Source organism: Trinickia sp. (assembly GCF_036503415.1).
GTDB lineage: Bacteria > Pseudomonadota > Gammaproteobacteria > Burkholderiales > Burkholderiaceae > Trinickia.
Window position 1 is genome coordinate 55,486 of record NZ_DASXWY010000031.1, and the last position, 15,185, is coordinate 70,670.

The 15,185-nt window shown below is 64.1% G+C and carries 15 protein-coding genes and 1 pseudogene; 11 read left to right on the top strand and 5 right to left on the bottom strand.

Annotated elements, in window-relative coordinates:
- Positions 1 to 36 precede the first annotated feature (36 nt).
- A complete protein-coding gene (locus VGL01_RS04815) occupies positions 37 to 537 on the bottom strand; it encodes a VOC family protein (protein WP_331567601.1) in 501 nt (166 codons plus the stop codon).
- A gap of 323 nt (positions 538 to 860) precedes the next feature.
- Positions 861 to 2,549 (bottom strand): metallophosphoesterase family protein, encoded by a 1,689-nt coding sequence (locus tag VGL01_RS04820; protein ID WP_331567603.1) that lies wholly within the window; start codon positions 2,547 to 2,549, stop codon positions 861 to 863.
- Between the two features lie 254 nt (positions 2,550 to 2,803).
- Between VGL01_RS04820 and VGL01_RS04825 the strand changes: the two genes are divergently transcribed.
- The 8 genes from VGL01_RS04825 to VGL01_RS04860 all read left to right on the top strand — a co-directional run bounded on the left by VGL01_RS04825 (position 2,804) and on the right by VGL01_RS04860 (position 12,074).
- Entirely contained in the window at positions 2,804 to 3,682 is an 879-nt protein-coding gene (locus VGL01_RS04825; RefSeq protein ID WP_331567724.1) for a MurR/RpiR family transcriptional regulator, read from the top strand.
- The gene (locus tag VGL01_RS04830) at positions 3,675 to 4,688 is read left to right on the top strand and encodes an isoaspartyl peptidase/L-asparaginase (RefSeq protein ID WP_331567605.1); all 1,014 of its coding nucleotides are present in this window, start codon (positions 3,675 to 3,677) and stop codon (positions 4,686 to 4,688) included. Before VGL01_RS04825 ends, VGL01_RS04830 begins: the two co-directional genes overlap by 8 nt.
- Positions 4,689 to 4,738: 50 nt before the next feature.
- A complete protein-coding gene (locus VGL01_RS04835) occupies positions 4,739 to 6,631 on the top strand; it encodes a dipeptide ABC transporter ATP-binding protein (protein WP_331567607.1) in 1,893 nt (630 codons plus the stop codon).
- A 32-nt stretch (positions 6,632 to 6,663) separates the two neighbouring features.
- The gene (gsiB, locus tag VGL01_RS04840) at positions 6,664 to 8,211 is read left to right on the top strand and encodes a glutathione ABC transporter substrate-binding protein GsiB (RefSeq protein WP_331567609.1); all 1,548 of its coding nucleotides are present in this window, start codon (positions 6,664 to 6,666) and stop codon (positions 8,209 to 8,211) included.
- A gap of 67 nt (positions 8,212 to 8,278) precedes the next feature.
- On the top strand, positions 8,279 to 9,199 hold the full coding sequence (gene gsiC / locus VGL01_RS04845; RefSeq protein WP_331567611.1) for a glutathione ABC transporter permease GsiC: 921 nt from the start codon (positions 8,279 to 8,281) through the stop codon (positions 9,197 to 9,199).
- A gap of 11 nt (positions 9,200 to 9,210) precedes the next feature.
- Positions 9,211 to 10,110, top strand: a complete 900-nt coding sequence (gsiD, locus tag VGL01_RS04850; RefSeq protein WP_331567613.1) for a glutathione ABC transporter permease GsiD — start codon at positions 9,211 to 9,213, stop codon at positions 10,108 to 10,110.
- A gap of 38 nt (positions 10,111 to 10,148) precedes the next feature.
- A complete protein-coding gene (locus VGL01_RS04855) occupies positions 10,149 to 11,252 on the top strand; it encodes a P1 family peptidase (protein WP_331567615.1) in 1,104 nt (367 codons plus the stop codon).
- Between the two features lie 3 nt (positions 11,253 to 11,255).
- Positions 11,256 to 12,074 carry a M55 family metallopeptidase gene (locus VGL01_RS04860; protein ID WP_331567617.1) on the top strand — a complete coding sequence of 273 codons (819 nt, stop codon included), beginning with the start codon at positions 11,256 to 11,258 and terminating at the stop codon, positions 12,072 to 12,074.
- Between the two features lie 92 nt (positions 12,075 to 12,166).
- On the opposite strand, the gene rpsU is transcribed toward VGL01_RS04860, so the two are convergent.
- From rpsU to VGL01_RS04875, 3 genes are all read right to left on the bottom strand, one after another.
- The gene (rpsU, locus tag VGL01_RS04865; protein ID WP_173259766.1) at positions 12,167 to 12,379 is read right to left on the bottom strand and encodes a 30S ribosomal protein S21; all 213 of its coding nucleotides are present in this window, start codon (positions 12,377 to 12,379) and stop codon (positions 12,167 to 12,169) included.
- An 83-nt stretch (positions 12,380 to 12,462) separates the two neighbouring features.
- Complete coding sequence (locus VGL01_RS04870; protein WP_331567619.1) at positions 12,463 to 12,744, bottom strand: hypothetical protein; 282 nt, start codon at positions 12,742 to 12,744, stop codon at positions 12,463 to 12,465.
- 40 nt (positions 12,745 to 12,784) lie between these two features.
- Positions 12,785 to 13,072: a hypothetical protein gene (locus tag VGL01_RS04875; protein WP_173259762.1), complete on the bottom strand. Its 288-nt coding sequence runs from the start codon at positions 13,070 to 13,072 to the stop codon at positions 12,785 to 12,787.
- A gap of 288 nt (positions 13,073 to 13,360) precedes the next feature.
- Here VGL01_RS04875 and VGL01_RS04880 point away from each other — a divergent pair, with 288 nt between their 5' ends.
- The 3 genes and pseudogenes from VGL01_RS04880 (at position 13,361) to VGL01_RS04890 (ending at position 15,148) form a co-directional block, all read left to right on the top strand.
- Positions 13,361 to 14,176 carry an acetoacetate decarboxylase family protein gene (locus VGL01_RS04880; RefSeq protein WP_331567621.1) on the top strand — a complete coding sequence of 272 codons (816 nt, stop codon included), beginning with the start codon at positions 13,361 to 13,363 and terminating at the stop codon, positions 14,174 to 14,176.
- Between the two features lie 143 nt (positions 14,177 to 14,319).
- Positions 14,320 to 14,643: pseudogene (locus VGL01_RS04885) on the top strand (AraC family ligand binding domain-containing protein); the annotation flags it as partial.
- An 85-nt stretch (positions 14,644 to 14,728) separates the two neighbouring features.
- Positions 14,729 to 15,148 carry a helix-turn-helix transcriptional regulator gene (locus VGL01_RS04890; RefSeq protein ID WP_331567623.1) on the top strand — a complete coding sequence of 140 codons (420 nt, stop codon included), beginning with the start codon at positions 14,729 to 14,731 and terminating at the stop codon, positions 15,146 to 15,148.
- Positions 15,149 to 15,185: the final 37 nt, after the last annotated feature.

Here is a 15,185-nt window from a genome sequence, read left to right on the forward strand (position 1 = left end):
AATGCGCGGTCGACGAATGCGACCGTAGGGACCCGCTCAGATCGCGGTCTTCTTGAACTCGGCCCACTTGGCCAGATCGTCGTATGCGGTTGCCGCGAACCGTTCCCATATCGCGGTCGCGGGTACGCGGGGCTTGACGATCAATTCGATCCGGTGTCCGCTCGGATCGTTGCAATACCAGGAGCTCGCGAGCTCGCCGTGCACGACGGGCCCTTCGACTGCCACGCCGCGCTCGCGCAGCCGTGCACAGATGGCCTCGGCGCGCGTTTCATCCTCGACCTCGAGCGCGAGATGTTGTGCCCAATCGTTTTCGACGGGTAGAACCGGTTCCTTGCTGCCGTGAATTTCGAAAAAGCAGATATAGCTGCCGTCTTCCATTTCGAAGAAGACATTGTTGTTGATGGCCTTGAGCCCCGTCGACGGGATGTGATTGATCATCGTCGCGGCAAATTTCATCCCGATTCCGTTGACATAAAAGTCGACGGTTTCAGCGGCGTCCTTGCATCGATAGGCAGCGTGATGAAGCTTTTTCGGCATGGGCATTCCTTTTTAACGATACGAGGCAAATCGCCGTTCGGCGAGGAGGGAAAACGTTTGCCGCTTGCGGCAACCGTTAGCGTTGCGCAAGAGCATTCATTCGGAGTCAGCTAATGAAGTGCTGCAGGAGGATTGTCGAAAAGTCGCGACGGTCCGGGGAGGATGGGGGGCGAAAACGAGAGGACGACAGCGAAAAGTAGAACCAATGCAACGCGGCGAGAGCGCCGGTACCCGCACGACCTTCAGCGAGCAGGAAAGCCGTTACGTCTGCCATCTGATGCAGGGCGTGACGAAGCCGCGCCCTGCATCAGTCGACCTACATCTCAACGACGTGCCTTCGCGAGCGTCACCGTCTCGAAGAGCTCGTACTCCCCGGTCGGGACGCGGTCCGCGCCGGGCGCGTGATAGTAGTTCATCGTGATGGTGGTCTTGCCGCCATGCTCGCCCGGATCGACATCGAACACCGCGATGCCGTAGCCCGTCTCGGTATCGCGCTTCGCGGACCACACCGCGTCTTCCACCGCGTCGGCCGGCGCACGCACGAAGGTACCCGCGCTCGCACCCGGCATCGGACGGTTCGGCTTCGTGAATACCTTCGCTTGCGCGATGCCGGTGCCAGTGTCGACGCCATACACATCGAGCGGCGCACTGGTGCCGCCACCGCCGAGGATCAGGTGGATCGTCCCGCGCGTCGTGTCGAAGGTATTGGCACCGTACTGCGCATGACGCACCGGTCGCGGCGTCAGCGTATCGACGCGCTCGCCCGTCGCCAGGTCCGTACCCATGTACCGGAAGCAGCCGCACACCGGATAGCTGCGCTCGTAGTCGTGATCGTGCCCGCAGAGTACGAGGTCGACGCCAAAGCGCTCGAAGAGCGGCAGCCACGCCTCGCGCAATGCCTTGTCCGAACCGTTGCCTGTCTTCGACGAACTCAGCGCGTCCTGATGCATCTGCACGACGATCCAGTCGACATCGCGGTCGTCCGCGGCGCGGCGCAGCGTTTTCTCGAGCCAGCGCGTCTGCTCGCCGTTGCTGTAGCCGCGCACGTATAGCGAGGTTCCCGGCGCGATCGGCGGATTGCCCGTGCCCGGTGCGGGCACGAGCGGCGCGGGGCCCGCGACGAACGCGGCGGCATCCTGATACACGACGTCATCGGCATCGAGCGAGATGAACAGCACCGAGCTCACCTGAAACGCGTACCAGCGCCCTGGGAAACGTGTGCCGTTATCGGGCAGCGTATAGCGCGTCAGATAGGAGTCGAGACCCTGCGGGCCGTTGTGAAACTCGAGTTCATGGTTGCCCGGGCACGGCATCCAGGGACGATTGGCCGCCGATGTCTGGTTGTTGTTCCCGAAATCGCGCCACACATCGGTCTGATGCGCCGGGTTGAGGTTCGCGTAACACAGGTCGCCGTTCAGCAGGTGAAACAGCGGCTGAAACCGCTCGACGGCCTCCACCGCGAAGCGGCTTTGCGGCGACGACAGGACCCAGTTGGTGTTAGGCGTTGCCAAATCGCCGTAGCTCGTGAAGCGGAACGGCTTGCGACCGCGCGGAGCGGTCGCGAAGCTCGCGCTGAACGGAGTGCCGACGCGGCTGCTGTTGTCCGCGGTGACTTCATAGCGGTACGTGGTATCGGGCCGCAAGCCACGCACGCGCGCATGATAGGCGAACACTGCGACACCGGAGAGCCCGTCCGTGTACACGCGCTGTACCGCGCGCACGGTTTCGCTGTGGCCATGGTCCGCACTCACGGTGACTCGCGCCCCGGTGGCCGCCGCCTGCGACGCCCACGACACGACGACCTCGCTCGTCGGATCGTCGCCCCACGTCAGATGGATTTGTTCGGGCGTGCCGTCGGCGGCCTCGCCTGCCGAAGCCGCTTTCGCCGCCACGGTCAGCGCGCCGGCCGCGCCCGCGAATCCCGAGGCGCCTGCGAGCTTGAGAAAGCCGCGGCGCGAGACGCTACCGCTCGCATGATCCAAAGACGCATCGATGGTGTTTTTCTTCGTCATGTCCTGTCAGCCCCTCATGTGTCCACGGCCGTGCGCCGGCCGACGCGCTTGCATGTCGCGCCATGCTAGCGGCGGCGAGTGAAGGCCAGATGTCACCCCCCGCACTGCGCGTGCGCCCACTTGTCGTGGCCCGAGCGCCCCCGCCATCCTCTATGCTCCATATCGGCGTAAACCCCTATGAAAATATTTTTTTGTCCTCGATACTCTGGTGAAAATTTACTTACATGACGAACACCACTGCCCCTGGCACCGCGATGAATCCGCCCTCCTCGTCCGTCGTCGAACGCATAGCCGAAACGCTGCCGGCCCTGAGCGACGCGCATCGGCGCCTTGCCGATTACGTGCTCGCGAAGCCGTTCAAGGTTGCGTTGATGAGCATCGACGAATTCGCGAACGCCTGCGAGGTGTCGAATGCGACAGCCAATCGCTTCGTACGCAAGCTCGGTCTGCCGGGCTACCCGCAGTTCCGCGCGCTGCTCGCGCAGGGGTTCGAGGACGCGCTGGCGCCTGTCGAGCGCTTGCGTTTCGAGCGCACGCGCGCCGCGTCGGCGGCCGATGTCTTCGCAGCATCGCTCTATGAGGATCAGCGCAATTTCGAGCTCACGCGCGCCTCGCTGAGCGCCGACCAGTGCGAGAAAGCGGTGCAAGCCGTGCTGGACGCCCGGCGCATCTCCGTCCTCGGCTTCGGGGCGAGCGGCTATCTCGCGGGGCTCCTGCAGCGCAACCTGGCGGTCTATTGCGACATGGTGGAAAACCTCGCGACCATCGGCGGCGTATCGGAAGCCGCGCGCCAGACTTCCCGGCTCCGCACGGGCGACCTCGTCATCGCCATTTGTTTTCCGCGCTATCTGGCCGACACGGTCACCCTGGTCAAGGCCGCACGCGACACGGGCGCCAGCGTTCTCGCGCTCACCGACAAACCCACCTCGCCGATTGCCGCCTGCGCCGACATCTGCCTGTTCGCACATAGCGAGCGCCAATACCTGTCGAACTCGGAGACGTCGGCACTCGGCTTGATCGAAGCACTGTGCGCGGCTGTCGCCCATCGCTCCGCCAATTCGCTCGACGCGGTGGCAAAGGTCACCGAATCGGTGATGCCCTGGCTGAACCACAAGGAAGAAAAGCATGACTGACGCTGTACTCGCCATTCATGGCGGCGCGGGCGCAATGGCGCGCGAAGAAGCTTCGGCGGACGTGCGCGAGGCCTACCAGAACGCCATGCGCGAGATTCTGCGCAACGCCGGACGGATTCTCGACGAAGGCGGCACCGCGCTCGATGCCGTGACCGAAGCCGTGCGCCTGCTCGAGGAATGTCCGCTTTTCAATGCGGGACGCGGTTCCGTCTTCACGAGCGCGGGTACCCATGAACTCGATGCGGCGATCATGGACGGCCGCACGCTCAAAAGCGGCGCGGTGGCCAATCTGCGCACCGTGCGCAATCCGGTGCTCGCCGCACGTGCCGTGATGGAGCGCAGTCAGCACGTCCTGTTCGTTGCGGACGGCGCCGAAGCATTCGCGCGCGCACACGGGCTCGAGTGCGTGGAGCCCGCGTTCTTCTCGACGCCCGAGCGCCGTGCGCAGCTCGAACGTGTGCAGCGAACGAGCGCGGATGGGACAGCGCTCGATCACGACGGCACCCCGACCGCGCAATCGGCAGTACCGCTATCGTTTCCGGGCGGCTCGCAAGACAGCGCCCTGAGCTCTGCGCCGCTCGACGAGGGTCGCAAGCTTGGCACGGTGGGGGCCGTCGCGCTCGATGCGCACGGCAACCTTGCCGCCGCGACATCGACGGGCGGCATGACCAACAAGCAGCCCGGGCGCGTCGGCGACACGCCGATCATCGGCGCGGGTTGCTATGCCAGCAACGACACCTGCGCGATTTCGACGACCGGAACGGGTGAGATGTTCATCCGCCTGGTGGCCGCGCACGACGTCGCTGCCCGGATGAAGTACGCGGGCGCTTCGCTCGAACGAGCCTCGCATAGCGTGATCCACGAACAGCTGCCGCTCATCGACGGCAGCGGCGGCCTCGTCGCCGTCGATGCCCACGGCAACGTCAGCATGCCATTCAACACCGAAGGAATGTACCGGGGCTTCATTCGCACCGGACAAGCCCCTGTCGTCGCCATCTATCGGTGACACGCGAACGAGCCCTGTCGCCCCCGGCCTCTATCGATGCGAGCCAAACCATGAACCCGAAAGCTGCACCATTCGAAGACATGGCACCCAGCCAAGTCGTCCGCGTCGACGATCTGAGCGTCGAATTCAAGGGGCCCGAGCGCACGATCCCGGCGGTCAAGCACCTTTCGTTTCATGTGGATCGCGGCGAAACGCTCGCCATCGTCGGCGAATCGGGTTCGGGCAAGTCGGTTACCTCGCTCGCGCTGATGCGCCTCGTCGAGTATGGCGGCGGCCGCATTACGAGCGGACGCATGCAATTCCGCCGCCGGGCCGGTCCCGTCGTGGACCTCGCGCGCAGCAGTGCGCAGCAGATGCGCGCGATGCGCGGTGCCGATCTCGCGATGATCTTCCAGGAGCCGATGACATCGCTGAATCCGGTGTTCCCCGTCGGCGAGCAGATTGCCGAATCGATTCGCCTTCATCAAGGCTTCGGCGCAAGCGCCGCGCGCGCCGAAGCGCTGCGTATGCTCGATCAAGTGCGCCTGCCCGATGCCAGGAACGTACTGGGGCGCTTTCCGCATCAACTCTCGGGCGGCATGCGCCAACGCGTCATGATCGCCATGGCGCTGGCGTGCCGGCCCGCCTTGCTGATTGCCGACGAGCCGACCACCGCGCTCGATGTCACCGTACAAGCGCAGATTCTGCAGTTGATCCGCGAGTTACAGCGGGACATGCAAATGGGCGTGATCTTCATCACGCACGACATGGGGGTCGTGGCGGAAGTGGCCGATCGCGTGCTCGTGATGCTGCGCGGCGAAGCCGTGGAGGATGGCCCCTCGCAGCAGATTTTCGATGCGCCGTCCCATCCGTACACGCGAGCCCTGCTTGCCGCGGTACCGCGGCTCGGCTCGATGCGCGGCACCGATCGCCCCGCGCGTTTTCCTCTGCTCGACGGCGCCGACGTGGCAGGCAAGACGCCAATAGCGGAGGCCCCCGCAACCGCCGCGGCAGCCGCCGACACGAGACGCGAGCCGATTCTCAGTGTGCGCGAGCTCACGACGCGTTTCGACATCCGTACCGGCCTCTTCAGCCGCGTGAAACGCCGCGTTCATGCGGTCGAGCAGGTCAGCTTCGATCTGCATCCCGGCGAAACGCTGTCGTTGGTCGGCGAATCGGGCTGCGGCAAATCGACGACGGGCCGCTCGCTGCTGCAGCTCGTCAAAAGCCAGGGCGGCCGGATCGTATTCGACGGCCAGCCGATCGATAGTCTGCAGGGTGCGGCACTGCGCGATTTGCGCTGCCATATCCAGTTCGTTTTTCAGGACCCATTGGCCTCGCTCGATCCGCGCCTGAGCGTCGGCTACTCGGTCATGGAGCCGATGCGCATCCACAAGCTGTATGACGAGCGCGAAGCCGAAAAACGCATGCGCCATCTGCTCGAGCGTGTCGGGTTGCCGGCCGATGCGGCGCAGCGCTATCCGCACGAATTCTCGGGCGGCCAGCGGCAACGCATCTGCATTGCCCGGGCACTCGCTACCCATCCCAAGGTCATCGTCGCCGACGAATCGGTGTCCGCCCTCGACGTATCGATCCAGGCTCAGATCGTCAACCTGCTGATCGATCTGCAGCACGAACTCGGCATGGCCATGCTGTTCATCTCGCACGACATGGCCGTGGTGGAACGGATCAGTCATCGCGTGGCCGTCATGTATCTCGGTCAGATCGTCGAAATCGGCTCGCGTCGCGACATCTTCGAGAATCCTCAGCACCCCTACACGAAGAAGTTGATGAGCGCGGTACCGATCGCGGACCCGCGTCGGCGCCACCTCGACCGCAAGCTCTCCTCCGACGAGATTCCGAGCCCGATCCGCGATGTCGGCGACGAGCCCGTCGTTGCACCGCTCATGCAGGTCGCTCGGGACCATTTTGTCGCGCAGCATGCCATTGCCGCGCAGTTTTGATGCACCACCACCCTGCTACGAGGAGTTGAACGATGCGTACGTTTCGCGCAAAACAATGGGTCGGCGCCATTGCGCTCGCTTTCGGTGTATTCACGGCACCGATGGCGATGGCCGCAAAGGACGTGACGGTCGCAGTGCAGATCGCCCTGGATTCGCTGGATCCCTACAACACGAATTCGACGCTCGCACAGGCTGTCGGCAAGGCCTATTACGAGGGACTCTTCGGCTTCGACAAAGATCTGAAGGCGCAACCGCTGCTCGCGCAGAGCTATACGGTGAGCCCGGATGGTCTGGTCTATACCCTCACCCTGCGTCAGGGCGTGAAGTTTCATGATGGTACGGAGTTCAATGCGGAAGCGGTCAAGGTCAACCTCGATCGCGTACTGGACAAGAGCAACGGCCTCGCCCGGTACAACCAGTTCAACCGGATCAAATCGGTGGAGGCAGTCAACCCCTCCACTGTGAAGATCACGCTGAATCAGCCGTTCTCCGCATTCATCAACGCACTCGCCCATCCCTCGGCCATGATGATCTCCCCGGCCGCGCTCAAAAAGTGGGGCAAGGATATTGCGTTCCATCCGGTCGGCACCGGTCCGTTCGAGTTCGTGGAATGGAAACCGGCCGAGTACCTGAAGGTCCGGAAGTTCGCCGGCTACTGGCGCCAGGGCTTCCCGAAGATCGATACGCTGACCTTTCGGACCGTGACCGACAACAATACGCGTGCCACGGTGATCCAGACCGGCGAAGCGCAGCTCGCGTATCCGGTGCCGTATGAGCAGGCTGCGCTGCTCAAAGCCAACCCGAAGCTCGACGTCGTTTCCACGCCATCGATCATGGCGCGGTACGTATCGATGAACGTGCTGCAAAAGCCGTTCAGCGACGTGAGGGTGCGCGAAGCGGTCAATTACGCGATCAACAAGGACGCGCTGGCCAAGGTCGCGTTCGCCGGTTACGCGTTTCCGTCGCAGGGCGTCGTGCCCCAGGGGGTGGCATTCGCCGACAAGATGTCGCCCTGGCCCTACGATCCGGCCAAGGCGCGCGCGCTGCTGAAAGAAGCGGGTTATCCGGACGGTTTTTCGACCGCGCTCTGGTCCGGCTATAACGACGGCACCTCGGCCAAGGTCGTGCAGTTCCTGCAACAGCAGCTCGCGCAGGTCGGCATCAAGACGTCGATCGAGTTGCTCGAATCCGGCCAGCGCGTACAGCGCGTGCAACAGGTCAAGGATGCGAAGACCGCGGCGGTGCGCATGTACTACGGCGGCTGGTCCGCATCGACCGGCGAAGCGGACTGGGCACTGCGTCCGCTGCTGACCACCGATGCATGGCCGCCGGTGTTTTACAACACGGCGTATTACTCGAACGCCGATGTGGACAAGGACGTCTCGAATGCCTTGCTGACCACGGACGCTGGGAAACGGCAGCAGCTCTATGCGGATGCGCAGCAGCGCATCTGGAAGGATGCGCCGTGGATCTTCCTGACCACGGACCGCACCCTGGCAGCCGAGAGCAAGAAGCTGAGCGGCTTTTATGTGATGCCGGACGGCTCGTTCAACTTCAGCGACGTCGACCTCGCGCAGTAAGTCGTTTCGTATCTCCCACCGAAGCGCGGACGGCTTGTCCGATCCGCGCTGACCATGCGGGTTCATCATGCTCGTCTATATCGCCAAACGACTGCTGGGCACCCTTCCGACGCTGGTGCTCGTGACGATCGCCGTCTTCATGTTCGTTCACGTGCTGCCCGGCGACCCGGCGCGCCTTGCCGCGGGCGCCGACGCCGACGAGGCCACTGTCGCGCTCGTGCGCCACCAGCTCGGCCTCGATCTGCCGTTGCCCGCGCAATTCGTGCGCTATACGGAACGCATGCTGCATGGCGATCTCGGCGAGTCGCTGCGCACACGGCGCCCGGTATCGCGGGAGATCGCCGATCGTTTCATGCCGACGTTCGTCCTGACGCTGACGAGCATGGCATGGTCGGTGATGTTCGGCCTCGTGGTGGGCGTGACCTCGGCGGTCTGGCGCAATCGTGCGCCCGACGCGATCGGCATGACCCTCGCGGTCTCGGGCATTTCGTTTCCCGCATTTGCGCTCGGCATGGTGCTGATGCAGATCTTCTCGGTGCAGCTCGGATGGCTGCCATCGATCGGCGGCGGCTCGTGGCGGCACTACATCCTGCCCTCGATCACGCTCGGCGCCGGCGTAGCCGCCGTCATGGCGCGCTTCACGCGTGCCGCCTTCGTCGAAGTGATGCAGGAGGACTACGTGCGCACGGCGCGCGCAAAAGGCCTCTCCGAGTGGATCGTCATCGTCAAGCACACGTTTCGCAATGCGCTGATTCCCGTCGTGACGATGATGGGGCTGCAATTCGGCTTCCTGCTCGGCGGCTCCATCGTCGTCGAGGCGGTGTTCGCCTGGCCCGGCATGGGCAGCCTGCTCGTCGATTCGGTCAACATGCGCGATTACCCCGTCATCCAGGGGCTCATCTTGCTGTTTTCCACCGAATTCATCGTGATCAACATCGTGGTGGATGTGCTGTACGGGCTCATCAACCCGACCATCCACTACGCATGAGGGAGGCCGTGATGAGCGAAATCGAGGCTACCGCGCTGCAACCCGGCGTCGCGCCGCCTGGCCGCGTGCGCACGCCGGCGCGCGAGTTCTGGCGCAAGTTCCGCAAGCAAAGGCTGGCAAAAGGCGCGGGCGCTTTCGTCGTGCTGCTCGTGCTGGTCGCCGTCTTCGCGCCGTGGATCGTGCCTTTCGATCCGGAAAATTATTTCGATTACAACGCGCTGAACGCGGGCCCGTCATGGGCTCACTGGATGGGCGTCGACGCGCTCGGGCGCGACGAATTCAGCCGCATCGTCATGGGCTCGCGCATCTCGCTGGCCGCGGGATTGATATCCGTGGCACTCGGCGCGCTCGGCGGCACGCTCATGGGTCTCATGGCCGGCTATTACGAGGGCTGGTGGGATCGCATCGCAATGCGCATTTCCGATGTCCTGCTCGCGTTCCCCGGTATTTTGCTGGCAATCGGCGTCGTCGCCATTCTCGGTTCGAGCATGGCCAACGTGATCATCGCCGTGGCCGTGTTCAGCGTGCCGGCATTCGCGCGGCTCGTGCGCGCCAGCACGCTGTCGATCAAGCACATGACCTACATCGAAGCGATGCGCAGCATCGGCGCCTCGGATTGGGTGATCGTGTTCCGTCACATTCTTCCCGGCACGATCTCGCCGATCGTCGTCTACGGCACCATGCGCATCGGCACCTCGATCATCACGGCCGCGAGCTTGTCGTTTCTCGGCATGGGCGCCCAACCGCCGACGCCCGAGTGGGGCGCGATGTTGAACGACGCGCGCGCGGATATGCTGCTGGCGCCGCATGTGGCCATTTTTCCGGCGCTCGCGATCTTCCTGACCGTCCTCGCCTTCAATCTGCTGGGCGACGGCCTGCGCGACGCGCTCGACCCGAAACTCGACCGTTGAGCCGACTACGACGGCGAGACAGCGATAAAGAGACTTCCATGCCTTTTCAGCAAGCGCCGGACGTTGTTGCCGGTGACGCCCCTCGGGTGGGTACCCTGCCCTCCGGGCCACTCGACCTCATCAGCGATGTGGCCGGAGTAAAAGTCGGGCACGCCACCATCGCCGAAGGCGAGCGCCAGACCGGCGTGACGGTGGTGATACCGCATGAGCGCGACGAATTCCTCTACAAGGTGCCGGCGGCCGCGACCGTCATCAACGGCTTTGGCAAAAGCGTCGGGCTCGTGCAACTGGAAGAGCTCGGCGTAGTGGAAACGCCGCTGGCATTGACGAATACCTTTTCGGTCGGTGCGATCGCCACCGCGCAGATCGAAACGGCTCTTCGCCGCCATCGGCAAATCGGTCGCGAGTGGCCCACGCTCAATCCGCTCGTGTTCGAATGCAACGACGGTTATTTGAACGATATACAGGCAATGGCCGTGTCGGCCGGGCATTACACCCACGCATGCGCGGCGGCCGCGCCGATGTTCGCGCAGGGATCGGTGGGCGCGGGACGCGGCATGTCGTGCTTCGGATTCAAAGGGGGCATCGGTTCCGCCTCGCGCGTGGCCATGCTTGCCAACGGCGAACGGTACACGCTGGGCGCGCTCGTGCTAGCCAATTTCGGTCGCCTTTGCCATCTGAGCGTTGTAGGACAGCCGCTAGGCCGAACGCTTGCCGCGAACCGTGCCGGCGGCGGCGACGAATTCAGCGAACCGGAAAAAGGCTCGATCATCATGATCGTCGCCACGGATGCCCCGCTCGATACGCGGCAACTGGGGCGCGTAGCGAAGCGCGCCGGAGCCGGGCTCGCGCGCATGGGATCCGTTTATGGACATGGCAGCGGCGACATCGCGCTGGCCTTCAGCACGGCCTACCAGATCCCCCACTTGCCGGACGAGCCCATGCCGTCCGTGCGCATGCTGCACGAGTCGCATATCGACGCGCTCTTCGAAGCATGCGCCGAAGCCGTGGAGCAAGCCATCGTCCACGCGATGTGGCGCGCGGCTTCCGTTACGGGCCGGGATGGCCACAGCCGACGCTCGATCCTGGAAGCGCTGCCCGATTGGCGCAGTGTCTTGGACCCGCAACGAAGCGAGGAATGACCGTTGAAGATTCTGATTTCCACCGATATCGAAGGCATCGCGGGCGTAGTCCATAGCGAGCAAACACGCCCGGGCAACGCCGAATACGAACGCGCGCGCATCTGGATGACCGACGAAGCCAACGCCGCGATCCGCGGGGCCTTCGATGGTGGTGCGACGCAAGTCCTCGTCAACGATTCGCATGGCGGCTTTCGCAATCTGCTGCTCGATCGGCTGGACGCACGCGCGCAGACGATCACGGGCAAGCCGCGCTATCTCGGGATGATGGCCGGTGTCGAACAGGAGTGCGACGCCGTCTATATGATCGGCTATCACGCGCGCGCCCAAAGCACGGGCGTGCTCGCGCACACGATCAACAGTTTTGCGTTCCGATGCGTGCGCGTGAACGGCATCGAACTGGGCGAGGCTGGCTTGTACGGGGCGCTCGCCGGCGAATTCGGCGTGCCCGTGGCGCTGCTGTCGGGCGACGATGTCTTCCTTGCGGAAACGACATCGACCTTTCCAGGCGCAATCGGCGTGCAAACCAAACGTGCGGCGGGCAACGCGTCTTGCACGAGCCTGGCGCCCGCGCATGCATGCAATAGGGTCTACGAAGCCGCGCGGGCAGCCGTGTCTGCCGCGCGCGATCTCTCGCCGTTCACGATCGCGGCACCGCTCGAATGCGAGCTCGTCGCGCAGACAGCGGGCCTTGCCGACCTGTTCTGTCAGTGGCCCGAGATGCAGCGCATCGATGGCACTGCGCTGCGTTTTCGCGCGGCCAATATGCAATCGATCGTGCGGATGCTGAACTGCCTTTCGGCGATGTCTTTCATGCTGCGCTGATCGCCCGTTGCCGATGCACATGGCTCGTGAACGGACGAAGCGTCACCCGCGGAGTTGAATCCCCTCGCGCGCCCATTGGGCGGCGCGGCAGTTCAATACATCTTTTTCGGCGGCATGGAGCGGCGAATCTGCTTGCGCAGCCGGGACACCGCCGCGGCACGCTTGCGTTTGCGTTCGGTGGTCGGTTTTTCGTAGGCCATCCGTGCACGAAGCTCTTTGATCAGGCCCGTGTTTTCAATGCTCCGGCGAAAACGCCGCAGCGCCACTTCCATGGGTTCGTTCGGTTTGGGAATGACGGTAGTCAATATTGCTCCTGGTTTGCGATCCGGGCAGCGAGCGCAACGCATATTCGAATGCATCCGCCGACCGCTGAGCGCGCGTGGATCGTTTAAAGGTCACCGACGGATGCGCCTTCCACCCTTCCGTCGATGATGTCTTCGCCGTGTCGATACGCGGCACGGCGTGCCGTGCCGAAAGAGACGAATGCCTGCTGCTGGTCCATTTTAAAGACCCTTCCGGCGCCACTTCGATCCCCGGCCCGGCAGACGCGAATGGCGATGTCGTAGCCCTCCGCATATCGCGAGTGACCGTCGAACCGTTCGAATTTGCGCGAGAACACGAGGGGATAGAGATCGTATCCCTTATAAGAGCGAAGCTGTGTCGCCAACATGATGATTTCCCGACAGGAGGTGCACTATACACGGACCGCGCTATTCGCTGTCCCAGACGGTTTTGTCGGGATCGCACGCATCGATCAACTGCTCCGCATACGCGATGGAAGCCCGCCGCGCGTCGCCGGCATTTTCGAACGGCCTTTTGACCGTCAGCCGGAAGACGCGGCTGCGCGCAGCCGCGCCAGCGTCCTCCATCTCCTGAATACGAACGGCGGCATCGAAGCCTTCGTCGTAGTTGTGAGCGAATCCAGGCTTGGCTGCCTGATGCGGAAAGACCAGAGGGTAAAGCTCCAACCCTCGGTATGAATGAAAACCGGTGCTCATGGGGTAACCCCAGCGCCGCACGGGTGCGGCAAGATATCGACAGAAAAACGGCCAGCCAAGGACTGTACCGCAGAAGCAAGCTTGCCTTATGCCTGGCGTTCAGGGGCACGGGGTGCCCTGGCGGAGGAATCGCGACGTGCGCGGGAAGCGGGCGCTCGAATCGAGCGAGCTACCCTATGTTACGCGTTTTTGCGCCCTCTCACAGAGAAAGTTTCGTTCACTGGCGTTCAAGACGCCTCCCGAAGTGCCCGCCATACTGGCTTCTCACCGAAAACGAAGGGGGCAAACATGCTGCAAGGCTATTCGATTCCGCTCACACCAAACGGAACGTCATCGCTTGCACCGCACCCGCCGTGGCACTACGCCGGCGAGTGTCTTGCCGTCGAATTCGCGGCCGACAGCGACGCCCTCGCCGCCTATCTGCCGCGGGGGTTGACTCCAGCGACAGGCGAGCGCGCCGGCCGCTGCACCGTGTTTTTCTGCGAATGGCAATTCGCCACCGATGCAGGCCACGAGTATCTCGACCCGGTCGCAAGTCAATACAAGGAGACGATCCTGCTCGTCGCCTGCGAGCGCAAAGGCTCGCCCGCCTCCTACTGTCCGTACATCTGGGTCGACCAGGATCTGGCCCTCATGCGCGGTCTCGTTCAAGGCTGGCCGAAACAGTTCGGACACACGGCCATCACACGCAGCTATGGCGTGCATTCCCCGGCATCGCCGAGTCCGTCGGCAGGCGGCCGGTTCGCCGCCTCGCTCGCCTATCGAGATCGCCGCGTGTTCGATGCACGCGTCACGCTGGACGGCCCCACCGAGCGCCTGCCGGAGCCCGGCTTTGCGTCGACCTTCAACGTGCGCCACTTTCCGCGCCTCACCGCCGGCTACCATGACGCGCCCGCCGTACACGAGCTCACGCAACTGCGTGCGCGCAACGTCTCGATCGATCGATTGCAGAGCGGGCGGGCCGAGCTCGAGCTGAGCGCGCATCCGTCGCTCGAGCTCGATGCGTTTCGCCCACTGAGCGTCGGCAACGGTTTTCGGATGATCGTCTCACTGACCATCGACGATCTCGTCGTCGCCGAGAATTACCTCGCTGACCAGCGATGAATCCCGCATATCGGTCGATGACCGGGCGCGTGCCCTCGCCGCCGATCAGCCGCTACCATATCGGCTGATCGGCGATCGAGGAGCGTGTCATGACCGTCTCGCGCTTTACCTGGTATTGCGGCACCGAACTGCCGGGCGAAATCATGGCTGCCGCCCTCGAGGATTACCGGTTCGAGCCGCATTTTCACGATGCCTGGTCGATCGGCGCGATCGCCGACGGCGCGTGCGCGTTTTCGTGCTTAGGCGCGCAATGGGTCGCCCGGCGCGGCGACGTCGTCGTGATTGCGCCGCGCGTCGTTCATACTGGCGGAACCGCGAAAGCAGGGCTGAAATACGGCATGACCTACATCGATCCGGCCTGGTTCGACCAGCACGCCGCGCTCGTGCATCGCGACGGCGTCGGTTTCGAACAGATCGTCATTCGCGACGAGGCGCTGTGCGAGCAATGGGTCGCGGCGCTGACCGCCTCCGAACTCTCGTCGCAGGAACGCGCACTCGCGCTCAGTACGGCGCTATTGGCGCTGCTCACCCGGCATGGCGTACCGGCGGCGCATGCGGGCGATGCCACGCGCGCGCGCGAACGTGTGCGGGCAAGCCGCCGACAACCCCGCCATGAGCCGGTTGCGCACCACCGACGCGACCGACCGGGCGAGCGAGGAGCTGCGCCGCCAGCTCACGGCGGACACGCCCGTGAAGGCCGACGTGACGGCCACGGCGCGCCGCTGGGGCGTGCACCGCACGACCCTCGTCAAGCACTTTACCCGGCGCTACGGACTGCCGCCCGATGCCTGGCTGCGCAACTGGCGCATCGCCCGCGCGAAGGCCTTGATGATGCGCGGTGCACCGCTCGCCGATATCGCCGCCCAAATGGGCTTCGCCGATCAGGCCCATTTGACGCGGGTCTTCAAACGTATTCATGGAAGCGCGCCCGGGACGCTTCGCAAAGCGCTTGCGCAAGAGCCGGCGCGCTGACGGCAGGCGAGCCGCTCGCTGACGGCCCGAGCCGCTT